The following is a 22,300-nucleotide window of genomic DNA, read 5'->3' on the forward strand; positions in this document are numbered from 1 at the left end:
TCGGAATAGAAAGGAATGTCCCATGAACATCATCGGGCCTGATTATCTCGTCTTCGGCGTCGACGATGTCGCTGCCTGTTGTGAATACCTGACCGCCTTCGGCCTGAAGCCGACGGACGTTACCCCTGCCGGCGGCCTGTTCGAGACGCTGGACGGTACAGGCATCATCATCCGCCACAAGTCCGATCCGTCGCTGCCTCCGCCGCTGCCGACGTCGAACATGCTGCGTCAGCAGGTCTATGGCGTGCGCTCCGCCGAGGATCTCGACGCGATCGAAACGGAGCTTTCCAAGGACCGCCGGGTGGCGCGCCTGTCCGACGGCTCGATCGAACTGAAGGATGACCATGGCTTCGAGCTGAGGTTCCAGGTCACGATCCGCCGCGAACTCGTCATGCCAGCGGAAAAGATCAATGCGCCGGGCGCACCGGCGCAACGCAAGCCGAACGAAATCGGCGTCTGGGAAGAAATGCCGGCGCTGCCGCGCTCGCTCAGCCATGTCGTGCTGTTCGTTCCCGACATCGAGATCGCGACCCGGTTCTACTGCGACCACCTCGGCTTCGTGATCACCGACATCCTGACCGGTGCCGGTCCCTTCCTGCGGCCGAAGGCGAACGACGACCATCACACGCTCTTCTTCATCCGCACGCCTGAATACATGAAGGGGTGCGAGCACCTCGCCTTCCACATGGGCGGCCCGACCGAGCTGATGGTGGCGGGTACGCGCTTCGTGAAGAAGGGCTATCAGAGTTTCTGGGGCCCCGGCCGGCACAAGTTCGGTTCGAACTGGTTCTGGTACTTCAACAGTCCGCTCGGCTGTCACTTCGAATACGACGCCGACATGGACAAGCACGACGACACCTGGGTCGCGCGCGAAGCCCCGAACGGAGCCGAGGCCTCCCAGATCGTCCTCTTCGAATATCGAGAGAAATGGGCTCCCGGCGGCGGCCCTCCGCCCGGCGCGAAGCGCTGACATATGCAGAGCGCCACACGAAAACTCCACTATGTGTGCCGGTCTGACGAGATCGGCGAGGCCGAGGCGAAGGGCTTTGGCCCCTTTGATGGAGCGCGCCGGAAGATCGTCCTGACCCGGCGCCGGGGCGTTCTGTACGCCTGGCTTGATGCCTGCCCGCACTATTCCACCGGCACGCCGATGGCATGGAAGACCGACGCCTACCTGAATGGCGAAAAGACCCATCTGACGTGCCACTCGCATGGCGCGCTTTTCGAAATCGATACCGGTGAATGCGTTCTTGGACCTTGCCTGGGACAAAAGCTGACAGCCGTAGACATTGCCGTGAGCGACGAGGGGGAGATTTTCGTCGCCGCGCCCGCAGAGGAGGAAACCACATGAATTCAAATATCAAAGTGCTTGTCATCGGCGGCGGCTTCGCCGGCATGACCGCGGCGCTGCAATTGTCCCGCCAGGGGTTTGAGGTGGATCTCGTCGAGATCGACGCAGGGTGGCGCTCCTATGGCGCCGGCATCAGCCTGCACGGCTCGACGCTCCGGGTGCTGCGGGATCTTGGCCTGATCGACCGGTTTCTCGAGGAAGGCTTCGTCAGCGACGGCGTGCAACTGCGCGGGCCGGACGACTCCGTGCTTGTGACGCTGCCGACCCCGCGCGTGGCCGGCGCCGACATCCCCGGCGGCGGCGGCATCATGCGTCCGGCGCTCGCCAAGATCCTTTCCGAAGCCGTGCGCTCCTCCTCCACCAAGGTTCGCTTGGGGCTAACGTTCACCGATATCATGCAGGGCGAAGACGGAGTGCGTGTTAGTTTCGGTGACGGCAGTTCGGATACGTACGATCTCGTCGTCGGCGCGGACGGCCTCTACTCCGCCGTCCGTTCCAAGATCTTTCCCGAGGCTCCCAAACCGCGCTTCATCGGCCAGTCGGTCTGGCGCGCCGTGCTCCCGAGGCCCGAGGGCATCGATACCGTCACCATGTGGATGGGCCCGAAGCTCAAGGTGGGATTGAACGGCGTCAACAAGGACCAGGCCTACCTGTTCCTGACCGAAGATCGCCCCACCAACGACTTCGTTCCGCCGGAGGTGCTGGTTGAAAACTTGCGGGGCCTGCTGGAGCGCTTCCCCTCCCCGATCATCCGCAGGATTGCGTCGGAACTGTCCTCCGAACATCAGATCATCTACCGCCCGCTCGAGCAGATGCTGTTGCCACGGCCCTGGTTCAAGGGCCGCGTGGTGCTGATCGGCGATGCCGTGCATGCCACGACACCGCATCTGGCGGCCGGCGCCTGCATCGGTATCGAGGACGCGATGGTGCTGGCCGAAGAGCTTGGCCAAGGCGCCGATGTCGGCTCCGCCCTTGCCGCGTTCGAAGCGAGACGCTGGGAGCGCTGCCGGATGGTGGTCGAGAATTCCGGCCAGTTGGCCGACATCGAGATCCATGGCGGCAGCCGCGACGCGCATGCCGCAATCATGCAGGCTTCCATGAAAACGCTGGCGGAAGCCATCTGAAAAAAGTCGCGGCGGTGCGGCGATTTGGGAGATCGCGCGCCGATTGCCGCCGTTCAATTTTGCTGGAGGAGCACGAATGTCAGGACAAAAGTTCGGAGTGGCCGGGGTAACCGCCCTCATCATCGGCCACTTCTCGGGGATGCTGGATCTCATCGCGCTGCCCGTCTGGGTCGGCGCGCTGGTCGAGCGTTACGGCTTCAGCCCGCAGCAGGCGGGCGCGCTGGCAACCCTGTTCCTCGTCGGCGCGGTCGTCGCCAGCGCCTTGGTCGCCCCACGCTTCAACAGGATGAACCAGAGACTGGCCGCGACCTTGGGCTTCGGCGTGGCCGCAGCGGCTTTCCTGCTCGCGTCCACACAGGCCGGCTTCATACCGCTCGCCCTGCTCCACCTCGTCGCGGGCCTGTCGGTCGGCGTTGCGCTCTCCATGGTGCACGGGACAATGGGACACGCCGCCAATCCGCATCGCCTAATCGCGCTGGCCGGCATTGCGCTTGGCTTGCTCGCCATCATTCTGCTTGCCGTCATTCCACAGTTGCTGATCGCCCGTGGCGGCCCGGTCCTGTTTCAGGTTTTCGCCGGGATCATGGCGGTCGCCACCATCAGTTCCGCGCTGCTGTTCCGCAACCCCGTGAGCGGCGCCGAACATCAAAGGCGGCCTTTCAGCCGCGCGACCTGGCTCACCATCTTCGGTATCAGCATCATGACCTTCAACCAGGCGATGGTGTTTTCCTTCGTCGAAGTCATCGGCAAGACGCGCGGCTTCTCACCCGATAGCGTTCTCGCCGTCCTGATCGCGCTGGGCTTCGTCAACTTCATCCTGCCGTCGCCGTTGGCGGCGTTCCTTCAAACGCGCGTTTCGGCGACACTGGTCACCCAGATCGGACCTGCGGTTCAGGCCGTTCTCGCGGTCATCGTCACATCGGCGACGATCTTCACCCTCTGGGCGCCTGCGGCGGCGGTGTTCGTGTCCATCCAGATATTCACCCACACTTTCGCTTTCGGGCGACTGGCCAAGCTCGATCCGACCGGGCGCGCGGTTGCCGCCACGCCGGCGATGCTGATGGTCGGCGCGGCACTCGGGCCGATCGTCGGCGGAGCACTCGGCCAGAACCTCGGCTACTCGGCACTCGGCGTCGCCGCCGTCGTGGTGGGCATCATCTCCATCGGCTTCTTCACCAAGGCGAAAAGCGCATGACAGACTTCCCCCCCATCACCCGCGTCGTGACCGGACACAGCCAGGACGGGCGCTCCATTCTGACCGAGGTCGGACCGCTGCCGACCGTCGTGGAGATCACGGCGATCCCCGGGACCACGTTTCATGAGGTCTGGTCGACGGCGGAAAGCCCCGCGCGCGTGACCAACGGAGACGATCCGACACTTGGTTCGCTCGTGCTGCCCCCGCCTCCCGGCGGCACCCGCATTCGCTTCGTCGACATTCCACCGGACACCGAGGATTTCCTGAAGTCGGGGGCCGGGCGGATGGGCGAGGCGTTCGAGCAGATCGGCGACAAGGCCGCCTCGACTGTCAAGGAGAGCTCTCCGCATCCGCTGATGCACCGGACGGAGTCGATCGACTACGGCATCGTCATCGAGGGTGAAATGACCCTGGTGCTCGACGATGGCGAGGCCCTTCTGAAGCCCGGGTCCGTGGTCATCCAGCGCGGCACCAACCATGCCTGGGCCAACCGATCCGGCAGGATGTGCCGAATGCTCTTCGTCCTCGTCTCCGGCACTTACGATCCCGCCCTCGCCGCGAGCCTCGCCGGGCGATGAAGCGCAATTCCACGAAGGCCTAGCACGCCTCGAACGGCACCAATGAGGTCCCCATGAAGTTCGCAACCTACCATGACGGAAGCCGCGACGGCCAATTGTGGGTCGTCTCGCGCGATCTGACGCTGGCAATGCCGGCAACCGGCATTTCGGCCTCCCTGCTCTCCGCCATCGAAGACTGGGATGCCGTTTCTCCGCGCCTCGCCAGCCTCTATGATCGGCTGAACGCGGGCGAGGAACCATTTGCGACCCGTTTCGAGCCGCAACGTTGCCTGGCTCCCCTGCCGCGCGCGCCGCAATGGCTGGATGCGTCGGCGTTTCTCAATCACGGGCGGCTGATGGACAAGGCCTTCGACAATCCGCCCAGTCCGGACTTCGAGACGATCCCGCTGATCTATCAGGGCGCCAGTGACGACTTTCGTGGTCCGCTTGCCGATGTCGAGTTCCCCGACGACGCGCTGTTGATCGACGTGGAAGGCGAATTCGGCGTCGTGCTCTCGGATGTGCCGATGGGGACGGCGGCTGAGCAGGCGGAAGCCCATATACGCCTGCTGGTGCAGATCAACGACTGGTCGCTGCGCGCGCTTGGTCCCCGCGAAATGCGCGCCGGGTTCGGCTTCCTGCAGGCGAAGCCCTCCACCGCCTTCGCGCCCTTAGCGATCACGCCGGATGAGCTCGGCCCGCACTGGGCGAAGGGACGCGTCAACCTCCCGCTGCATGTCGAGATCAACGGCCGTGAGGTCGGACGCGCCCGTGGCGACGAGATGCATTTCTCCTTCGGCCAACTGATCGCCCATTGCGCCCGCACCCGCAGGCTTTCGGCCGGCACGATCGTCGGCTCGGGCACGGTTTCCAATGCGGATCGGGATGCAGGCTCGTCCTGCATATCGGAAATCCGCGTGATCGAGCTTCTCGATCAGGGCGCCGCGCGCGCGCCGTTCCTCACCTGGGGCGATCGCGTGCGGATGGAGGCGCGTCTGCCGGATGGCTCAGCCCCCTTCGGGGTGATCGACCAGAGCGTGGTGCGGACCTGATGCGTATTCTGGTCACCGGCGCCGACGGCTTTCTGGGACGGGGTCTGACCGCCGCGCTTGCGACCGCATATCCGGCGGCCCGGCGGCTGGTCTTGACCGACCGGGCCTTTGCCGGACCGGCTCCGTCCGGTTCGGAAGCGGTCGCCGGCGATCTGGGCGACCAGGATTTTCTCAGGGACCTGCTGGAGCCGGGTTTCGATCTCGTCTTTCACCTGGCAAGCGTTCCGGGCGGTCTGGCCGAGCGGGAACAGGATCTTGGCCACCACGTCAATCTGCTGGCGCCCGTGGCTCTGGCGCGCGCAGTGGCGGCGAACCGCCCCGGCGCCCGCTTCGTCTTTGCCTCGTCGATCGCCGTATACGGCGACCTGGATGAGCGCCCGGTGACGGCGGAAACGCGGCCGGCGCCGCTTCTCACCTACGGCGCTCACAAGCTGATGATGGAGATCCTGCTGTCCGACATGACACGGCGCGGGACGCTCTCGGCGATAAGCCTGCGCTTTCCCGGCATCGTCGCCCGACCGATCGGCGAGAGCGGACACGGATCGGCGTTCATGAGCCAGATCTTCCACCGCATCGCGGCAGGCGAGACCTATGACTGTCCCATCCCCGCGGCCAGCACCTGCTGGTGGATGTCGAGGAAAGCGGCCGTCTCCACCCTGTTGCACGCCGCACGGCTCGCCGACCCCATTCAGACCGCCGTCCAACCGCCGGTCCTGCATGCCGATCTGAACGAGGTCTGTGACGCGATCTGCCGCCTCACAGGCAAACAGGCCCGTATCCGCTGGGGCGATGACGACAACCTGCGACGTATCTTCGGCGCCATGCCGCCGCTCGACGCCACGCCGGCGCTCGCCCTCGGCTTCCGCGCCGACGCCAATCTCGACACGCTGGCGAAAGCCGCACTCTCAGGAGACTGACTCATGAAGATTATCGACCTCTCGGTGGCCATCGAGAACGACATTCCCGCCGACCCACCGGGACTCGGTCCAAGGATCAGCTACACCAACCATGCGGAGGGCTCGGACGAAGTGCTCCGTTTCTTCCCCGGCCTCGATATCGCCGACGTTCCGGGCGGCGAGGGCTGGGCGGTCGAACAGTTGAATTTGACCGCCCATGCCGGCACGCACCTGGATGCGCCCTGGCACTTCGCCTCCACCATGAACAACGGCGAGCGTGCCTGGACCATCGACGAGGTGCCGCTGGACTGGTGCATCCGACCGGGCGTAAAACTTGATCTGCGCGAGCTTCCCGATGGCCATGTGGCGACCGCCGCCGACATGGAGGCTGCCGTGAAGGCCACGGGCCGCGCGCTGCAACCCTACGACATCGTGCTGATCAACACCGCCGCCGGCGCCGCCTATGGCCGCCCGGACTTCCTCGGCCGCGGCTGCGGCATCGGCCGTGAAGCAACGCTCTGGCTGATGGCACAGGGTATCCACATCGCCGGCACGGACGCCTGGTCGTGGGATGCCCCCTTCCCTGTCACGGCAAAACGCTTCGCCGAAACCGGGGACGCAGGTCTTATCTGGGAAGGTCACAAGGCAGGTCGTGAAGGCATTTTCATGCACATGGAAAAGCTGACGCGGCTCGACGAACTGCCGCCGTCGGGTTTCACGGTCTCCTGCCTGCCGGTCAAAATCAAGGGCGGCTCTGCTGGCTGGTGTCGCGCCGTCGCCATACTTGAGGAGAGCACGCGAGCATCGTGGCGGTAAACGGCCGGCGGCCGGATCGAATCCCCTACCGTCTCGCGAGAAAGGCCTCGATGCCTTCTGCGGCTTCTGCGCTCTCCCACCGGTCCGCAAGCAGGGAGGCGGTTCGCTCGGCGAGACCGGCGGGGTCGTCACCGCCGAGTTCGAGGCAGAGCGCCTTTGCCGCCGCGACGGCGCACGGCCGCGTCGTGAGAATCGCCTCGACTTCGGCCTCCACGCAGGCATCCAGCGTTTCCGCGTCTGTCACGGTCGAGACGAGGCCGCATTTCAATGCGAAGGCGGCATCGAACGGTTTGGCCGTGAAGAAGACCTGACGGGCATAGCCCTCGCCCATGCGGCGAACGACGAAGGGGCCGATCGTTGCCGGGATGAGCCCGAGGCGGGTTTCGGTAAGCGCGAAACGGGCGGTGTCCACCGATATCACGATGTCGCAGACCGCCATCAGGCCGATGCCGCCGCCGAAGGCATTCCCGTGGACCCGGGCTATGAGCGGCTTCGGCAGAGCGTTGAGCTTGGCAAGCATCGTCGCCAGTGTCCGGGCCTCTTCCATTTTGCCGGCGCGGTCCTTGTCCCGCTGCTCCCGCATCCAGCCGAGATCGCCGCCGGCGCAGAAGCTCGCCCCGTTGCCGGCGAGCACGACGGCACGGACGCTTTCATCCGCACCGAGGATTTCCGCGGCTTTCGTGAGTTCGCCGATCATCCGGGCGTTCAGCGCATTGTGCTTGTCGGGGCGGTTCAGCGTCAGGCAAGCGATGCCCCGTTCATCAGTTTCGATCAGGATCGTTTCGAATTCCGTCATGCGTTCCTCCCGGAAAGACGCCCAACACGTCCCTTGATGAAAGCCTCGGCGCGCTTCAGTTTCTCCGCGTCGATTCCGGTTTCAAACCCGCAGCCTTCGAGCAGTTCGACGAGCGGGCCAGTTGCGACATTGCCCTTGGCGCCCGGCGCGTACGGGCAGCCGCCGAGCCCGCCGACGGAGGAATCGAACGTCCTCAGCCCGTAGCCGAGAGCGGTTTCGACATTGGCGAGCGCGCGATTGCCTGTGTCATGGAAATGCCCCGCCAGTTGGCGGGCCGGCACCGACCGCAGGACCTCCTCCAGCATGACGGAAATTGTCTCCGGTGTGCCCGCGCCGATCGTATCACCGAGCGAGATTTCGTGGCAGCCGAGGTCGATCAGGCGCTCGGCGACCATCCGCACGGCCTCCGGCGCGACGGGACCTTCATAGGGACAGGCGACGACGCAGGAGACATAGCCGCGCACCGGAACGCCGGCCGCCTTCGCCGCCTCCGTGACGGGCGCAAAACGCTCGAAGCTTTCGGCGATGGAACAGTTGATGTTCTTCCGGCTGAAGGTTTCGGATGCGGAGGCGAAGATCGCGACTTCGTCGGCCTTTGCGGCGAGCGCCGCCTCCAGCCCCTTGAGGTTTGGCGTCAGCGCGCTGTAGACGACGCCCGGCCGGCGCGAGATGCCGGCCAGCACCTCGGCGGCGTCGGCGAGTTGCAGCACCCATTTCGGCGAGACGAAGCTCGTGACCTCGATCTTGCGGAAGCCGGCCTCGGAGAGATGGTCGACCAACGCGACCTTGTCCTCGACCGGAATGATTTCCTTCTCGTTCTGCAATCCGTCCCGCGGACCGACTTCGTAGACCGTGACAAACTCAGCCATCGAGCCTCTCCTCGGTGATCCGGATGAGAACGGCTCCACCTTCCGCCTGCCCGCCTTCGGTGCAGAAGACGGCGTCGACGTGGCCGTCGCGCGGGCTCCTCAGCGTATACTCCATCTTCATCGCCTCCATGACGACGAGCCTGTCACCGGCCTTCACGGCAACGCCCGCCCCGACGTCGACGAAGCGGACGATGCCCGTCATCGGTGCCAGGATCTCGCCGGAGTGGTGGTGCGCGGCATCCTCGCCTTCCAACGGGTCCGGCCTCTCGAAGGCGTACGTCTCGCCGTCGAGCAAGACGGAGATGCGTCGCTCGCCGCCATGGACGTCGACGACAAGGCGGGCGAGCACACGATCGCTGCCGTTCTCGCGGACCAGACGAGCCGAGAAGGTCCGACCGTCGAAGGCGATTTCCTCGAACAGGACCTCCTCGCCGCCAGCCGAGAGCCGGACACGTCCGCCGCGGGGGACGATCCGCCGTTCGATGACCTCTTCGCCCGCATGCAGGGTCACGCGATGACTGGCCTCGCCCCAGAGCCTGAAGCCGCAATGCGGTCCGTTCGGATCGAGGCCGGAGGCCGCAAGCGCCGCGATCAGAATGGCCTCTTCCGGCACGTCGGGCCGTGCAACGAGACTGTCCATGCTCCGCTCGATGAGGCCGGTATCCATGCGTCCCTGCCGGAAGGTCTCGTCCCTGCAAAGCGCGCGCAGAAAGTCTCGATTGCTGGTGAGTCCGGTAATGTGCATGCCGTCGAGCGCATTCTTCAGCCGGTCGATCGCCTCGTCGCGCGACTTGCCGTGTGTGATCACCTTGGCGATCATCGGGTCGTAATAGGGTGAGACCTGATCGCCGGCGCGAACGCCGGCGTCGACGCGGACGCCCTCGCCGTCTCCAAATTCCAGATGATCGATCCGGCCCGCCTGCGGCAGGAAGCCGTTCGCCGGATCCTCGGCATAGAGACGCGCCTCGGCCGCGTGGCCGAGAAGCCGGATCGCGTCCTGCAGCACCGGCAGCGGCTCGCCCGCCGCCACGCGCAATTGCCACTCGACCAGGTCGAAGCCGGTCACCATCTCGGTCACGGGATGCTCCACCTGCAGGCGCGTGTTCATCTCCATGAACCAGAACCCGTCCGGGCGGAGCGGTCCCGAACCGTCGGCGATGAACTCGACTGTCCCGGCACCTTTGTAAGCGACGGCTTTCGCCGCAGCGACCGCAGCCTCAGCCATCGCAGCCCGCACGGCATCCGTCATACCTGGCGCTGGCGCTTCCTCGATCACCTTCTGGTGCCGCCGTTGCAGCGAACAGTCGCGCTCGAACAGATGAACGGCGTTGCCCTGCCCGTCACCGAAGACCTGCACCTCGATGTGGCGTGGCGAGGAGATGTATTTCTCGATCAGGACACGTTCATCCCCGAAGGCAGCCTTCGCCTCCCGACGGCAGCTCTGAAGCGCGGCGTCGAAGTCATCGTCCGTGTCGACGCGCCGCATCCCCTTGCCGCCGCCGCCCGCAGACGCCTTGATCAGCACGGGGTAGCCGATCCTGCCGGCTTCGAGCTTCAGGAAAGCTGCGTCCTGATTGTCACCGTGATAGCCCGGCACCACTGGAACGCCCGCTTCCTCCATCAGCCGTTTGGCGGCGTCCTTCAGGCCCATCGCGCGGATCGAGGCGGCGTCGGGACCGATGAAGGTAAGGCTTGCCTTCCCCACTGCATCGACAAAATCCGGGTTTTCCGACAAGAACCCATAGCCGGGATGGATCGCTTCGGCGCCGCTGGCAAGCGCTGCCGCGACGACCTTGCCGATGTCGAGATAGCTTTCGGTCGCCGGTGCGGCTCCGAGGAACACCGCCTCGTCGGCGAGCGCGACATGCAATGCGTCGCGGTCGGCCCGCGAATAGACCGCGACGGTTCTGATTCCGAGTCGCCTCGCCGTCTTGATGATGCGGACGGCGATTTCACCACGGTTGGCGATAAGAATCTTCGAGAACATGGCTCGCCTCACATCCTGAACAGGCCGAATTTCGTCTCTTCGATCGGCGCGTTGAGTGCGGCCCGGAGAGAAAGGGCCACGACGTCGCGGGTCTTTTCCGGGTCGATGATGCCGTCGTCCCAGAGCCGTGCGGAGGCATAGAGGGGCGCCGACTGGCGCTCGAACAGCTCGAGCGTCGGCCGCTTGAACTCGGCCTCGTCCTCGACCGACCACGTGCCACCTCGCGCTTCGATGCCGGCGCGCCTGACATTGGCCAATACGCCCGCCGCTTGTGGCCCGCCCATGACGGCGATCCGGGCGTTCGGCCACATCCAGACGAAGCGCGGCCCGAAGGCGCGGCCACACATGCCGTAATTTCCGGCGCCATAGGAGCCGCCGATGATCACCGTCACTTTCGGCACGGCGGCGGTCGAGACCGCGGTCACCAGTTTCGCACCGTCCTTGGCAATCCCGCCCGCTTCGTATTTCGAACCCACCATGAAGCCGGTAATGTTCTGCAGGAAGAGAAGCGGGATCTTGCGCTGGCAACAGAGCTCGATGAAATGAGCACCCTTCAGTGCACTTTCGGAAAACAGGACACCGTTGTTGGCAATGATCCCGACCGGCACGCCATCGACATGGGCGAAGCCGGTGACCAGCGTCGTGCCGTAGCGCGGCTTGAACTCGTCGAAATCCGAGCCGTCGACGATGCGGGCGATCACCTCGCGCACATCGTAGGGCAGCTTCGGATCGGCGGGCACGAGGCCCATGATCTCGGAGGCCGGGTAGAGGGGAGCGCGGGGCCGGCCGAGTGCGATGGCTGGCTGCGGGGCCGGCCCGAGATTCCGGACGATCTGGCGGGCGAGCGCCAGCGCATGATCATCATTGTCGGCGAGATAGTCGGCGACACCGGAAAGACGCGTATGGGTGTCGCCTCCGCCGAGCGTCTCGGCATCGATGACCTCGCCGGTCGCCTCCTTCACCAGCGGCGGGCCGGCCAGAAAGATCGTCCCCTGGTTCTTGACGATGATGGCCTGGTCGCACATGGCCGGAACATAGGCCCCGCCTGCCGTGCACGAGCCCATGACGACGGCGATCTGCGCGATCCCCTTCGCGCTCATCCGTGCCTGGTTGTAGAAGATCCGGCCGAAATGATCGCGATCGGGAAAGACCTCATCCTGGTTCGGGAGGTTGGCTCCACCCGAGTCGACAAGATAGAGACAGGGCAGACGGTTTTCCTCGGCGATTTCCTGCGCACGCAGGTGCTTCTTGACCGTCAGCGGATAGTAGGTGCCGCCTTTGACGGTGGCATCATTGCAGACGATCATGCAATCGCGGCCCTCGATACGGCCGATGCCGGCGATCAGACCCGCCGCCGGAATGTCCTCGTCGTAAACACCTGTCGCCGCAAAAAGCCCGAGCTCCAGAAAGGGTGAGCCAACATCGAGGAGTCCGGCCACCCGGTCACGCGGCAACAGCTTTCCGCGCTTGACGTGGCGATCGCGCGCAGACTCAGTCCCCCCGGCCATGATGCGCAGGGCCTCCGCCTCGATGGTGTCTCGCTGGGCGAGCATTGCAGCGCGATTGGCCTCGGCTTCGGGGGTAAGCGGCGTGCCAATGATCGTCATCTGTAGACCCTCCCCGCCTCAGCGCATCGCATTCATCATCTCACGGCCGATCAGCATCCGGCGGATTTCCGAGGTGCCGGCACCGATTTCCATGAGCTTGGCGTCGCGGAAAATCCGGCTGACCGCGCTGTCATTGAGGTAGCCGGCCCCGCCCATCGCCTGAACAGCCTGGTGGGCAACCTCCATCGCCATCTCGGAAGCGTAGAGAACGCAGGCCGCCGCATCCTGTCGCGTGACCTCGCCACGGTCGCAGGCGGCAGCGACGGCATAGACGTATGCGCGGGCGGAATTCATCTTCGTGTACATGTCGGCGATCTTGCCCTGCATCAGCTGGAAGTCGCCGATCGACTGGCCGAACTGCTTGCGGCTGACCATGTAGGGCATGATCTCATCGAGGCAGGCCGCCATGATGCCACAACCGATCCCCGAGAGGACGACGCGCTCGTAATCGAGGCCGGACATCAGCACGTTGACGCCTCGACCCTCCGAGCCCAGCACATTCTCGAACGGCACCTCGACGTCCTCGAAGATCAGCTCGGCCGTGTTCGATCCGCGCATGCCGAGCTTGTCGAAATGCCTGGACGTCGAAAAACCTCGCATGGTCTTCTCGATGATGAAGGCCGTGATCCCCTTCGAGCCGGCCTCGGGGTCCGTCTTGGCGTAGACGACCAGCGTATCGGCATCCGGACCGTTGGTGATCCAGTACTTGGTGCCGTTCAGGAGATAGCAGTCGTTGCGTTTCTCGGCGCGCAACTTCATGGACACGACATCGGAACCCGCACCTGCCTCCGACATGGCAAGCGCGCCGACATGTTCTCCGGAAACAAGCTTCGGCAGATATTTCCGTTTCTGCTCCTCCGTACCGTTGAGCTTGATCTGGTTGACGCAGAGATTGGAATGGGCGCCATAGGACAGCGAGACGGAGGCCGAAGCCCGCGCCAATTCCTCGACCACGATCGTGTGGGCAAGATAGGTCAGCCCGACCCCGCCATATTCCTCCGGAACGGTGACACCCAGCAATCCGAGATCGCCCATTTCCCGCCAGAGTTCGTTCGGAAAGGCGTTGCTGCGGTCGATCTCCGCAGCCATCGGCTTCACGCGCTCCTGGGCGAAGCGATGAACCGTGTCGCGAAGCGCCTCCGTCTCCTCGTCAAAGCCAAATCTCATCGTGCTGTTGAACATTCCCGCCTCCCAACAGAAAACAACAAATATCAGTGCGCGCAGCCGACGCTGCGCAGCACCATTTCCGCGTAGATTTCCTCGATCTTCTTCTCCGAAAGCCTTCCGCCGCTGCGGTACCAGGTGTTGACCCCCGTCAGCATGGCTATGATCGCCATCGCGCAGACATGGGAGTCCTCGATCCGGAACAGGCCACGCTCGCTTCCGCGAACGAGGATCGCCTTCAGCTCGTTCTCGTAGGCTTTGCGCAAGCTCTCGATTTCCCTGAACCCGGCAGGTTCCAGCGCGCGAAGTTCCATGTACGAAATGAAAACCTCGTCGGCGCGCGTCAGGTGATAGCGAATGTGGAAGCGTGCAAAATGTTCGAGTGCCGCCGCCGGTGGCTCGCCTTCGATCCCCTCGGCCTTCAACGACGCCAGAAGTTCCTCCATGTGCTCGCGCATGAGTGTCACGAGGATCTGCTGCTTGGTCGGGAAATACTGGTAGAGCGCGCCGGGCTGCACGCCGACGGCATCCGCGATCATGCGCATGGAAACGGCGTCATAGCCGTGCTGGGCGAAGAGCCTGAGGCTCTGCCTGCGGATCGCCGCTACGGTCTTTTCACCCGCCGAGCCGGCCCGACGTGCCACGGCCTCGCCTCCTTAATTGAATGAACGTTCATTTCTTTAACTGAGAATTTTATCGGTCGTCAAGACGGCCACGCCGCCGAAGAGGCAACCGGCCGAGTTGAAATGGCCGCCCAGCCTTCGACGTCAATTGAGAATGGAAACTCCATGCAATCTCTGGTATGCATCGCCGGTATCAGCAGGTGCGCGGCGGAGCACCTCCGGAAAGAAGGGGGAAGGGAATGACGAAACAGATCGACTATATCGCCAACGAGCTTGCGACGCTGCTCGATCTGACAAAGCTGCAGAAGGAGGAACGTCTCGCCCATCTCATCGGTCTGGCGCTCAGCGAGGCGAAAGCCGAGAAGACACGCCGCACGGAGCGACGGCAGCCGGACGAGGCATCCGACCTCTGAGGCCTGCACGGGTCCCATTGACAGGCGATTCTCGTCCGCAGGCTGACCGGCAATCGGGTCCTCGTTCACCACGAGATTCATCCCTATGTCTTTCAGCAGCCCCCGCATGATTCAGCCGATGCCGAAGCCACGTAAGGCCTTAACGCCACGGTGCTCTCCCGCCGTCACCCCATCGCCAGAATGATCTGTGATGCCTTGATCAGGGCACCAAGTCGCTTGCCGGGCCGTATCTCCAGATCCTCCGCACTGTCGTCGGTGACGATCGCGCAGAGCGTCTTGCCGTTTCCTATATCGAGCACGACCTCCGAATTGACCGCGCCCTTCTCGACCGAGATCACAGTACCGGAGAGACGGTTGCGCGCGGACGTCCGAAGCGGCTCGTCCTCGCTGACGAGGATCGGCGTGCTCGCCTTGATCAGGGCATAGGCCTCCACCCCGGGCGCGATGCCGAGGTTGTCGATGCTGCGCTCGGTCACGATGACCGTCAGCACGACGTCTTCGGCCACCTTCAGTGCGACCTCCGCGTTGACCGCCCCGTGTTCGACCGAGGTGACGATACCGTGATATGTATTACGAGCACTGGTTTTCATGATCGGGCTCCAAAGCAGGGACTGGGCAGGAAAGGAAACGGAGGGATCGCCGGAAATCGTCGTTTCGAGATTGGCAACGATCTCGCCGATCGAGGCTGTGAGCAGGCGATGAACCGTCAGCGCGCGCAGGCCCTCCGTTGTCACGCAGGCGCCGCCGCCGTGTCTGCCGCCAGCAGCGGCGATCACGATGGGGCGGGGAAAGAGGTTGTTCAGCGAATTGACCGCATCCCAGGCAGCGCGATAGCTGAGGCCGACCATCTTCGCAGCAGCCGCGATCGAGCCGGTATCGTCGATGGCCGCCAACAGGTTGAAGCGATCCTCTCCGGCCCGGTGGCCGTCGGCGCCCCGGAAATCAAGCAAGGGTGTCAGAGCCTGACGCATGAAAGTTTCCTCTGTTGTCGTTATGCAGCTCGGCTTCATATCGGTCGGCAAGACCGACGAGGCTCGCGACGCAAGCTCCGTGCCGAGCCATTCATTCAAGTATTTTCAAGCACTTGGCAACGTCACGCCCGGAGACTTTCCGACAATGTCGGAGACCCGACAGGTCCCCGTGTCATCTATCGGACAAGAGAGCAGCCACCTCGTGACCATTCTTCCACCGGGCCAGATGACTTTGGCCGCTCTCGTCCCCGAAACAGGCGTCAAAATCGCTGCATTCGCGGCAGCTCGGTGCTGTGCAGAGCGAAAAGCCCTCCACCTCGCAGAGCTTTCGGTAGAAGTACTTCTTCCATTTCATGTTACCGGTGTTGCCCCGTGCCAGCTCGGGGAAATGGCGATTGAGCAGACGCGTCAGTTCCGCGCGTTCGAAGAGCCCGAGATCCTGCCAGAGATGATCATTGCGCATTGCCCGCCTTGCGACGATGCGGGCGAACCAGCGGCTGTCGGAAAGGCCGGGATCGGCGTGCTCCATGAGCAGATCGAGGAGCAGGTCCTCTTCCACGCCGCGCTCGGTTTCGCCGGTGTCGGGGCCGAGCCCGAGCCTCTCCGGAGACACACAGGGAAAGTGCCGGTGTATGAGGCGGAGGAGCTCACGCGGACCAAGCCCCGTCGCCTCCTCGATCGTGGCGCGGCCGCTCAGCCCCTCCTCGCGGGCGACCGACAAGACGCAGGCGAGGGCATGGCGGTCGAACGCGGTTCCCTCGTCGATCGCGGGCCACTGGCCGGCGATCAGGCTGGCATAGTGATCTGCGAACACGCGCGCTTCTCCTTCCTTGTCAGGCGGCGGCAAGCTCGCTCGCGGCGACATGCGTCTGGCAGTTTTTCGGGCAGACACGGGCGCAGGCTCCGCAGCCGATGCAGGCGCCGGCCCTGTCGACGACCATGATCATGCGGTTGAGCTCGCCGTCGAAATCGCCGCCTTCCTCCTCGTCGTAGAGGCCGAGCACTTCGCCATCCTCGTCGACGCCATAGAGATGCATCACATCTCGCGAACAGACCTTATAGCAGCGACCGCAGCCGATACAGGTCTTGCCGTCGATCGAGGTCAGGTATTCCGGCATCCAGACCGAGCCGTCACGGGTGGAGAAAGGGTTGCCCATCACGCTTTCTCCAGTGCCGCGAGTTCGAGCTTCGCCGCCTCGAGTTCCGCAAACACGGCGTAAGTGCGCTCGGCGACGGCCCTGATTTCCGTCCAGTTGATCGGAAGGTCCTCGGCGAGATCGTGCAATTCCATCTTCGCGGCACCGGCTCTGGAATTGAGCTTGCGAACCTTTTTCTGCAGGTCTTCGAGTTCCGACATGGCCTGGCCTCCCGTCAGTACTTCGCGACGTCGGGGAACCTGGCGATCATCTCCACCGCCTCCCGCACCAGCTTGTTGCCGGCTTCAGAGAGCTTTGCGAGATCCTCGAAACCGAAGCGGTGGACGTCGCGCAGGGTCTTCGTCACCACGACCAGACGCCCCGCGGTGAGGAGCACCCGCCCGAAACCCTCGTGGCTCATTTTCATCATTGGAGCGGCAATGAGCCCGGTCTCCCGCTCGATCGCCAGCCCAACCGCCGAATAGAAGATTTCCAGCCTCCACAGCACATCCGGATCAGGATCCCCGATGATCGGGATTTCCCGGCGCTGCTCTTTCGTGACGATGAAATCATTGAGGATCGATGCGTCGGATCGACCCTCCCACGCGTCATAGGTATCCTGCGCGCGCATCAACCGGACGAGGCACTGCATGAACGGTGTTGTCATGACGGCCGGATCGGTAACGGTAGCGGTCTTTTCAAGCGTATCGGTGGTGGACATGCGCTTTCTCCTCAGTCTTCGTCGTCGAAGGAAGGCTTGGCGGTCGAAACGCCGGCCTCGGCCAGCACCTTGCGGAGCCAGGGCGGCGGTGCGGTTTTCAGCATGGACTGGGTGCGCGACAGGACTTCCTCCATCGAGGACGACTGCGGCACCTTGATCGGATGGATTTTCGCCGACACGACCTTCGCGGCGGACGGGCCGCCGATCGCCAGGCAGAACAGCAGGTGACACCCCTTGAGCGCCTCGACCTTTGGCGTGATCTTGTCGTCACCCTCGGTCCTGTGCTTGCCGCTCTCGTCGGAGACCTCTCCGAAACTGACGGCTTCAACGAAGGCCGACCCTTGCGGGGTCACGTCGTAGATCGCAAAGAACTTGGCCGAACCGAAGTGGGCATTGAGCCCCTTCATGTCCTGGGTGGCAATCGCGATGCGCAGGGCGCCTTTGGGGCGTTCCGGTGCTGGTCCCGGCCCCTCGTCAGTGACGAGTGAAAGACGTCGGACGGCTGTCATTGTCGGTCTCCCTGTTGCGGAAAGGATTGAGCTCCTCCGGCGTCGGCTGATGCCCGCCGGCCTGGAAGATATTGGCGGCCTCGAAGATCAGGTCGCGCGCGCCTTCGTAGAGAACGGTGCGTCTGTGCTGACTGCCGAGCCGATCGAAGATCGGGAAGCCGACACGCATCAGAGGTATGCCGAGCCGCTCGGCGGCCTGGCGGCCATGGGAATGTGTGACGAGAAGATCCGCACCCGCAGCCATGTCCTCGAGATCGGCGAGATCGCCGACCTGAACCGTCTCGGCCTGCACCTTCGCAAGGATCCCGCTGCTGCCCGTCGTCGTCACGGCCGCGACGATCTCAGCACCAAGCCCGGTGAAGAAGGTCGAGAGCTGGTAGAGATGATCCGGCTCGGCGGCGATCGCGATTCTCTTGCCGCCGAAGTGGAAATGGCCGTCGAGCAGCGCGTCCTGCAGCTGGGCTCGGCGGCGGCGCACCTTCGCCGGCACGCGATTTCCCGAAATCATCGCCAGCATGGTGACGAAACGGTCGATCGCCTTCATGCCGACGAGTTGCTGGAAAAGCACGTAGGGCACACCGGTCCTTGCCTGCAACGCCTCGGCCGCCGGTCGCATGTGTTCGCCGATGGCGATCGCCTGGAAACAGTCGCCGAGCGCGCGGATATCCTCCACCTTCGTTCCACCGTAGGTGGTCGGAATCCAGCGGTCCGGTACGGTGCCGTCGAGCGCGCCGGAAATGTCCGGGAGGATGACAGGCTGCAAACCGAAACTTTCGACGGTCTCGCGGATGAGCTCGATGTCGGCAACCGTCAGATGCCAACCGGGAAGGATCGCCACCTTTTTCGGATCACGGGGCTGCTCGCCCGGCCGCGTGACCCCCTCGATCATGGAGGTTACCGCCTTCCCCCAGCCTTCCTCGATGGCGCCGTCGAAATCCGGTGTGTTGGAGAGCACGACTTCGGTGTCGCCGAGGTCGTCTGCCCGGCGCATCCTGATCGCGGCGATGTCACCGGCAAAATCCTCGCCCCTTGTCTCCACCAGCGCAGTCGTGCAGACGCCAATGAGACTCGGCTTGGTGCGGCTCTTGAGATTGAGGATTGCCTCTTCCAGGTGGTCGGCGCCGCCGAGGATCGTCGCCACCTCGTCCATCGCGGTCGTCTGCAACGGGATCGTCTCCTTGAAATGGCGGACGAACAGCACGAGCGCAAAGGAGGTGCAACCCTGGCTGCCGTGGAAGAGCGGCATGGCGCGATCGACGCCGAGATAGGCGAAGGCCGCTCCGAGCGGCTGCGAAGATTTCAGCGGATTGATCGCCACTTGTCTTTTCTGCTGTACAATGCGGGCCATCAGCACTCTCCCATTTCGTCGGCAGTGGTGGAGGCGAATTTGCGGAACACGTGGACGGGAGCGGCAACCGGGCCGGCCTCGGCGTCGACGAATGCGGCATCGCCAGCTTCGACGAGATTGCCGTCGTCATCCCAGGGGCAGGCTTCGCGCACCGTCTCCCAGACCGGATTGTGGATCGCGACGTCGATCTGGTGGACGAGCTCGACCATGCCGTCATAGCCGGCATAGGGGTGGTGACGCTCCTGGTTGATGTCGAGCCATGGCATCTTCGCCTTGAGCGCGATGAACTGGGTGCGGCCGCCCGAGAGCATGATGTCGGCCTTGTGGTCACAAAGCATCGTGTAAAGATCGCGCGGTGCCATGGACTCGAAGGCGTGGTTGTCCTCCTTGAGCAACTGCTTGATGCGCTCCTTGTCCTCCGGCGTCGACTTCTTCACCGACGTTCCGACGATCTCCATGCCGATTTCCTGCAAGGCATGGACGACCGACCAGGATTTCACCCCGCCGGTGTTGAGCAGGACCCGCTTGCCGGCAAGACGCGGACGGAAAGCCTCGAGCCTGGCCCAGGCGATCGCCTCCTCCTCCGCGATCAGGCGTTCCGTCCGCTCCGCCAACGCCGGATCGGCCCCGCCTCGAACCAGCAGACTGGCAAGCTGGCGCAGGGCCTCCGACGTGTCCGAAATTCCGTAGAAAGACCCCTCGAAATAGGGAATGCCGAAGCGCTCCTCCATCTTGCGGGCGAGATTGATGAGCGCGGTGGAACAGACCATCATCGTCGCACGCGCCCGGTGAGCCGTTGCGATATCATGGTAGCGCGCATCGCCGGGAATGCAGGCGCGGATCCGCATGCCGAGCCTTTCGAGCAGCGGCTTCACCATCCAGAACTCGCCGGAGAGATTGAATTCGCCGAGGATGTTGACATCCATCTCGGTCGCGTCGTCAGGCTCCTCCGTCCCGATCACGTGATCGAGGAGCGCCTCGCCCGCGAGCTTGTTGCCGAGGTTCTTCGAACCGACGAAGCCGGGCGCGTTGACCGGAACGACCGGCAGGCCGAATTTTTCGGAGGCGCGCCGGCAGACGGTCTCGATGTCGTCGCCGATCAGCGCGGTCACGCAGGTCGAGTAGACGAAGATCGCCGGCGGCGAAAAGGTTTCGGCGATCTCGCGGATCGCCCTGAAGAGCTTGCGTTCCCCCTGCCCCATGACGATGTCGAGCTCGGTAAGATCGGTGGTGAAGCTGGTTCGCCAGAGGCTCGAGCCCGAGGAAGCGGCCCCGCGGTTATCCCAGCTGTTGCCCTCACAGGCGAGCGGTGCATGGATGAGATGGGCAACGTCGGTCACCGGCTGCAGCACGATCTTGGCGCCGTCGAAGGCGCAGCCGCCGGCCGCCGCCCCTGGCGTCAACGGCTTGGAGCAACCCTTCTTGCGGGCCTTGTCGTCCTTGCCCCGGTTCTTGTCGCAGCCGGGTTCGTTGAACACATCTTCGATCTTCGCCTTCAATGCCGACATCTGACCGTCTCCACCGTAAACGTTGAGAGTTCTGGACCGGCCCCCGCAGGCGGGGGCCGGCAAGGATCAGCGCGTGAGGTCGAAGGAATAGTCGGTCTTGGACGGCACGATCGTTTCCCGATCGTAGACGTCGAAGAACTTGTCGAGGATCGCGGTCAGCACGCGCAGGCCACCCTGGTAACCCATCAGCGGGAAGCGATGATGGTGGTGGCGGTCGAAGATCGGGAACATCAAACGCAAGAGCGGCGTGCCGGTGTCACGCTCGAGATACTTGCCGTAGGAATTGCCGATCAGGAGATCGACCGGCTCGGTGAAGAGCAGCGAGCGCATCGCCCACAGATCCTTGCCCGGCCAGACCTGACAATCCTTGCCGAAGGGCGAGGAGGCGAAGAGCTCCTTCATCTCTGCTTCCCAGGCAGGCGTGCCATTGGTGGCGAGGCAATGGGTGGGCTCGCCACCGGTTTCCAGAATGAAGCGCGCCATGCCGTAGACGAAATCCGGATCGCCGTAGATCGCGTATTTCTTGCCGTGCAGGTAGGCCTGGCTGTCGGCCATTGCATCGACAAGACGGCCACGCTCCATGCGAAGTTCCTCCGGGATTTCCTTGCCGGTCATCTCCGAAACCTTCATCAGCAGGTCGTCGGTGCCGCGAATGCCGAGCGGATAGTGGAGTGAGGCCGTCTTCTGGCCGACCTCCTTGCAGTAGTCCTCGGTCTTGCGGGTGTTGTAATGCTGCAGCGACAGCGTCCATTCGGCGTTCAGCGCATCCTTGACGTCATCGATTTTCGTGCCGCCGTCATACATGCGGTATTCGCCGTCGGAGGGCGTATCGTACTGGTCGGAGGCGTCCTGGATGAAGGTATAGTCGACGCCCATCAACGACAGCATGCGCTTCAGTTCACGGTTGTTGCCGACGCAAAAACCGTCGAAGCCGGGAATGAGGTTGAACCGCCCCTTGATCTCGGTGCGCGGCTGTCCTTTCCAGAAGTGTTCGAAGACCCCGCGGACCATGTTGTCGTAGCCGTCGACGTGACTGCCGACAAAGGCAGGCGTATGGGCAAACGGCACGTCGTAATCGGTCGGCACGGAGCCTTCGTTCTTGGCGTTCTCGATGAAGCTGCGCAGGTCGTCGCCAATGACCTCGGCCATGCAGGTGGTCGAGACCGCGATCATCTTCGGCCCGTAGAGCGTGTAGGTGTTGGCAAGGCCGTCGATCATGTTCTTCAAGCCGCCGAAGACAGCGGCATCCTCCGTCATCGAGGAGGAGACGGCAGACGAAGGCTCCTTGAAATGGCGGGAAAGGTGCGAGCGATAATAGGCGACGCAGCCTTGCGAGCCATGGACGAAGGACATGGTCTTTTCGAAGCCGGCGGCCGCGAAGACGGCACCGAGTGGCTGGCAAGCCTTGGCCGGATTGACGACGAGCGCCTCGCGGGCAAGGTTCTTCTCGCGATACTCCCAGCTCTTCGTGAATTCGCGCTGGTCATCGACCCATTCGCCCGGATGCGGGCATTCAAACATTTCCTTCTTGCTTTTCAGCATCTCGACATATTCCGGCTCGCGGAAGAGCGGGGCGTGATCGAGCACTTTCTCGGCGGACTGCGGCATGACTGGTCACCTCCATCCTGCGGGCCGCGCCATACGGCGGCTCCGGGAC

General features: G+C 63.9%; 24 protein-coding genes. 9 read left to right on the forward strand and 15 right to left on the reverse strand.

Annotation, left to right across the window (positions count from 1 at the left end; genetic code table 11):
• Positions 1–22 precede the first annotated feature (22 nt).
• The 8 genes from DFR48_RS12305 to DFR48_RS12340 all read left to right on the forward strand — a co-directional run bounded on the left by DFR48_RS12305 (position 23) and on the right by DFR48_RS12340 (position 6,991).
• Positions 23–970, forward strand: coding sequence for a VOC family protein (locus DFR48_RS12305; RefSeq protein WP_114363445.1), 948 nt, complete (start codon positions 23–25; stop codon positions 968–970).
• 3 nt (positions 971–973) lie between these two features.
• Positions 974–1,351, forward strand: coding sequence for a Rieske (2Fe-2S) protein (locus tag DFR48_RS12310; protein ID WP_114363446.1), 378 nt, complete (start codon positions 974–976; stop codon positions 1,349–1,351).
• Positions 1,348–2,475, forward strand: coding sequence for an FAD-dependent oxidoreductase (locus DFR48_RS12315; protein ID WP_114363447.1), 1,128 nt, complete (start codon positions 1,348–1,350; stop codon positions 2,473–2,475). Before DFR48_RS12310 ends, DFR48_RS12315 begins: the two co-directional genes overlap by 4 nt.
• Positions 2,476–2,551: 76 nt before the next feature.
• Positions 2,552–3,670 (forward strand): MFS transporter, encoded by a 1,119-nt coding sequence (locus DFR48_RS12320; RefSeq protein WP_114363448.1) that lies wholly within the window; start codon positions 2,552–2,554, stop codon positions 3,668–3,670.
• Positions 3,667–4,248 carry a cupin domain-containing protein gene (locus DFR48_RS12325; protein ID WP_114363449.1) on the forward strand — a complete coding sequence of 194 codons (582 nt, stop codon included), beginning with the start codon at positions 3,667–3,669 and terminating at the stop codon, positions 4,246–4,248. The genes DFR48_RS12320 and DFR48_RS12325 overlap by 4 nt, the downstream gene beginning before the upstream one ends.
• A gap of 53 nt (positions 4,249–4,301) precedes the next feature.
• Positions 4,302–5,279 (forward strand): fumarylacetoacetate hydrolase family protein, encoded by a 978-nt coding sequence (locus DFR48_RS12330; protein ID WP_114363450.1) that lies wholly within the window; start codon positions 4,302–4,304, stop codon positions 5,277–5,279.
• Positions 5,279–6,196: an NAD-dependent epimerase/dehydratase family protein gene (locus DFR48_RS12335; RefSeq protein WP_114363451.1), complete on the forward strand. Its 918-nt coding sequence runs from the start codon at positions 5,279–5,281 to the stop codon at positions 6,194–6,196. Before DFR48_RS12330 ends, DFR48_RS12335 begins: the two co-directional genes overlap by 1 nt.
• Before the next feature lie 3 nt (positions 6,197–6,199).
• Positions 6,200–6,991, forward strand: a complete 792-nt coding sequence (locus DFR48_RS12340; RefSeq protein WP_114363452.1) for a cyclase family protein — start codon at positions 6,200–6,202, stop codon at positions 6,989–6,991.
• A gap of 25 nt (positions 6,992–7,016) precedes the next feature.
• Here the strand turns inward: DFR48_RS12340 and DFR48_RS12345 are convergent, their stop codons facing one another.
• Genes DFR48_RS12345 through DFR48_RS12370 form a run of 6 tightly spaced genes read right to left on the reverse strand, consistent with a single transcriptional unit; the run spans position 7,017 to position 14,058 of the window.
• Positions 7,017–7,787: a crotonase/enoyl-CoA hydratase family protein gene (locus DFR48_RS12345; RefSeq protein ID WP_114363453.1), complete on the reverse strand. Its 771-nt coding sequence runs from the start codon at positions 7,785–7,787 to the stop codon at positions 7,017–7,019.
• Entirely contained in the window at positions 7,784–8,656 is an 873-nt protein-coding gene (locus DFR48_RS12350) for a hydroxymethylglutaryl-CoA lyase (protein WP_114363454.1), read from the reverse strand. The genes DFR48_RS12345 and DFR48_RS12350 overlap by 4 nt, the downstream gene beginning before the upstream one ends.
• Positions 8,649–10,643 (reverse strand): acetyl/propionyl/methylcrotonyl-CoA carboxylase subunit alpha, encoded by a 1,995-nt coding sequence (locus tag DFR48_RS12355; protein ID WP_114363455.1) that lies wholly within the window; start codon positions 10,641–10,643, stop codon positions 8,649–8,651. Before DFR48_RS12355 ends, DFR48_RS12350 begins: the two co-directional genes overlap by 8 nt.
• Before the next feature lie 8 nt (positions 10,644–10,651).
• Positions 10,652–12,250 (reverse strand): carboxyl transferase domain-containing protein, encoded by a 1,599-nt coding sequence (locus tag DFR48_RS12360; protein WP_114363456.1) that lies wholly within the window; start codon positions 12,248–12,250, stop codon positions 10,652–10,654.
• 18 nt (positions 12,251–12,268) lie between these two features.
• On the reverse strand, positions 12,269–13,417 hold the full coding sequence (locus tag DFR48_RS12365; protein ID WP_483458456.1) for an isovaleryl-CoA dehydrogenase: 1,149 nt from the start codon (positions 13,415–13,417) through the stop codon (positions 12,269–12,271).
• Between the two features lie 44 nt (positions 13,418–13,461).
• On the reverse strand, positions 13,462–14,058 hold the full coding sequence (locus DFR48_RS12370; RefSeq protein WP_114363458.1) for a TetR/AcrR family transcriptional regulator: 597 nt from the start codon (positions 14,056–14,058) through the stop codon (positions 13,462–13,464).
• Positions 14,059–14,276: 218 nt separating this feature from the next.
• On the opposite strand from DFR48_RS12370, the gene DFR48_RS21960 reads away from it, so the two are divergent.
• Entirely contained in the window at positions 14,277–14,450 is a 174-nt protein-coding gene (locus DFR48_RS21960; RefSeq protein ID WP_170141861.1) for a hypothetical protein, read from the forward strand.
• Positions 14,451–14,614: 164 nt separating this feature from the next.
• Here the strand turns inward: DFR48_RS21960 and DFR48_RS12375 are convergent, their stop codons facing one another.
• The 9 genes from DFR48_RS12375 to nifK all read right to left on the reverse strand — a co-directional run bounded on the left by DFR48_RS12375 (position 14,615) and on the right by nifK (position 22,251).
• A complete protein-coding gene (locus DFR48_RS12375; protein WP_114363566.1) occupies positions 14,615–15,421 on the reverse strand; it encodes a TOBE domain-containing protein in 807 nt (268 codons plus the stop codon).
• Positions 15,422–15,593: 172 nt separating this feature from the next.
• Positions 15,594–16,235 (reverse strand): nitrogen fixation protein NifQ, encoded by a 642-nt coding sequence (locus DFR48_RS12380; RefSeq protein WP_245415599.1) that lies wholly within the window; start codon positions 16,233–16,235, stop codon positions 15,594–15,596.
• Between the two features lie 19 nt (positions 16,236–16,254).
• Entirely contained in the window at positions 16,255–16,578 is a 324-nt protein-coding gene (gene fdxB / locus DFR48_RS12385) for a ferredoxin III, nif-specific (protein ID WP_114363460.1), read from the reverse strand.
• Entirely contained in the window at positions 16,578–16,778 is a 201-nt protein-coding gene (locus DFR48_RS12390; protein ID WP_114363461.1) for a CCE_0567 family metalloprotein, read from the reverse strand. Before DFR48_RS12390 ends, fdxB begins: the two co-directional genes overlap by 1 nt.
• A gap of 14 nt (positions 16,779–16,792) precedes the next feature.
• Positions 16,793–17,278, reverse strand: coding sequence for a NifX-associated nitrogen fixation protein (locus DFR48_RS12395; RefSeq protein WP_114363462.1), 486 nt, complete (start codon positions 17,276–17,278; stop codon positions 16,793–16,795).
• 11 nt (positions 17,279–17,289) lie between these two features.
• Complete coding sequence (gene nifX / locus DFR48_RS12400; RefSeq protein ID WP_114363463.1) at positions 17,290–17,787, reverse strand: nitrogen fixation protein NifX; 498 nt, start codon at positions 17,785–17,787, stop codon at positions 17,290–17,292.
• A complete protein-coding gene (gene nifN / locus DFR48_RS12405; RefSeq protein ID WP_114363464.1) occupies positions 17,753–19,135 on the reverse strand; it encodes a nitrogenase iron-molybdenum cofactor biosynthesis protein NifN in 1,383 nt (460 codons plus the stop codon). The genes nifX and nifN overlap by 35 nt, the downstream gene beginning before the upstream one ends.
• Positions 19,135–20,643: a nitrogenase iron-molybdenum cofactor biosynthesis protein NifE gene (gene nifE, locus DFR48_RS12410; RefSeq protein ID WP_114363465.1), complete on the reverse strand. Its 1,509-nt coding sequence runs from the start codon at positions 20,641–20,643 to the stop codon at positions 19,135–19,137. The genes nifN and nifE overlap by 1 nt, the downstream gene beginning before the upstream one ends.
• A 66-nt stretch (positions 20,644–20,709) precedes the next feature.
• Positions 20,710–22,251 carry a nitrogenase molybdenum-iron protein subunit beta gene (nifK, locus tag DFR48_RS12415; RefSeq protein ID WP_114363466.1) on the reverse strand — a complete coding sequence of 514 codons (1,542 nt, stop codon included), beginning with the start codon at positions 22,249–22,251 and terminating at the stop codon, positions 20,710–20,712.
• Positions 22,252–22,300: the final 49 nt, after the last annotated feature.

The organism is Ciceribacter lividus (assembly GCF_003337715.1).
Classification (GTDB): Bacteria; Pseudomonadota; Alphaproteobacteria; order Rhizobiales; family Rhizobiaceae; genus Allorhizobium; species Allorhizobium lividum.

Coding starts and splice junctions, on each gene's coding strand:
- DFR48_RS12375 (WP_114363566.1), bottom strand. CDS start 15,421: ATGCGTCAGGCTCTGACACCCTTGCTTGATTTCCGGGGCGCCGACGGC.
- DFR48_RS12310 (WP_114363446.1), top strand. CDS start 974: ATGCAGAGCGCCACACGAAAACTCCACTATGTGTGCCGGTCTGACGAG.
- DFR48_RS12340 (WP_114363452.1), top strand. CDS start 6,200: ATGAAGATTATCGACCTCTCGGTGGCCATCGAGAACGACATTCCCGCC.
- DFR48_RS12350 (WP_114363454.1), bottom strand. CDS start 8,656: ATGGCTGAGTTTGTCACGGTCTACGAAGTCGGTCCGCGGGACGGATTG.
- DFR48_RS12390 (WP_114363461.1), bottom strand. CDS start 16,778: ATGTCGGAACTCGAAGACCTGCAGAAAAAGGTTCGCAAGCTCAATTCC.
- DFR48_RS12305 (WP_114363445.1), top strand. CDS start 23: ATGAACATCATCGGGCCTGATTATCTCGTCTTCGGCGTCGACGATGTC.
- DFR48_RS12330 (WP_114363450.1), top strand. CDS start 4,302: ATGAAGTTCGCAACCTACCATGACGGAAGCCGCGACGGCCAATTGTGG.
- DFR48_RS12335 (WP_114363451.1), top strand. CDS start 5,279: ATGCGTATTCTGGTCACCGGCGCCGACGGCTTTCTGGGACGGGGTCTG.
- DFR48_RS12345 (WP_114363453.1), bottom strand. CDS start 7,787: ATGACGGAATTCGAAACGATCCTGATCGAAACTGATGAACGGGGCATC.
- DFR48_RS12315 (WP_114363447.1), top strand. CDS start 1,348: ATGAATTCAAATATCAAAGTGCTTGTCATCGGCGGCGGCTTCGCCGGC.
- nifX (WP_114363463.1), bottom strand. CDS start 17,787: ATGACAGCCGTCCGACGTCTTTCACTCGTCACTGACGAGGGGCCGGGA.
- DFR48_RS12365 (WP_483458456.1), bottom strand. CDS start 13,417: ATGAGATTTGGCTTTGACGAGGAGACGGAGGCGCTTCGCGACACGGTT.
- nifK (WP_114363466.1), bottom strand. CDS start 22,251: ATGCCGCAGTCCGCCGAGAAAGTGCTCGATCACGCCCCGCTCTTCCGC.
- DFR48_RS12355 (WP_114363455.1), bottom strand. CDS start 10,643: ATGTTCTCGAAGATTCTTATCGCCAACCGTGGTGAAATCGCCGTCCGC.
- nifN (WP_114363464.1), bottom strand. CDS start 19,135: ATGGCCCGCATTGTACAGCAGAAAAGACAAGTGGCGATCAATCCGCTG.
- DFR48_RS12320 (WP_114363448.1), top strand. CDS start 2,552: ATGTCAGGACAAAAGTTCGGAGTGGCCGGGGTAACCGCCCTCATCATC.
- DFR48_RS12360 (WP_114363456.1), bottom strand. CDS start 12,250: ATGACGATCATTGGCACGCCGCTTACCCCCGAAGCCGAGGCCAATCGC.
- nifE (WP_114363465.1), bottom strand. CDS start 20,643: ATGTCGGCATTGAAGGCGAAGATCGAAGATGTGTTCAACGAACCCGGC.
- fdxB (WP_114363460.1), bottom strand. CDS start 16,578: ATGGGCAACCCTTTCTCCACCCGTGACGGCTCGGTCTGGATGCCGGAA.
- DFR48_RS21960 (WP_170141861.1), top strand. CDS start 14,277: ATGACGAAACAGATCGACTATATCGCCAACGAGCTTGCGACGCTGCTC.
- DFR48_RS12325 (WP_114363449.1), top strand. CDS start 3,667: ATGACAGACTTCCCCCCCATCACCCGCGTCGTGACCGGACACAGCCAG.
- DFR48_RS12395 (WP_114363462.1), bottom strand. CDS start 17,278: ATGTCCACCACCGATACGCTTGAAAAGACCGCTACCGTTACCGATCCG.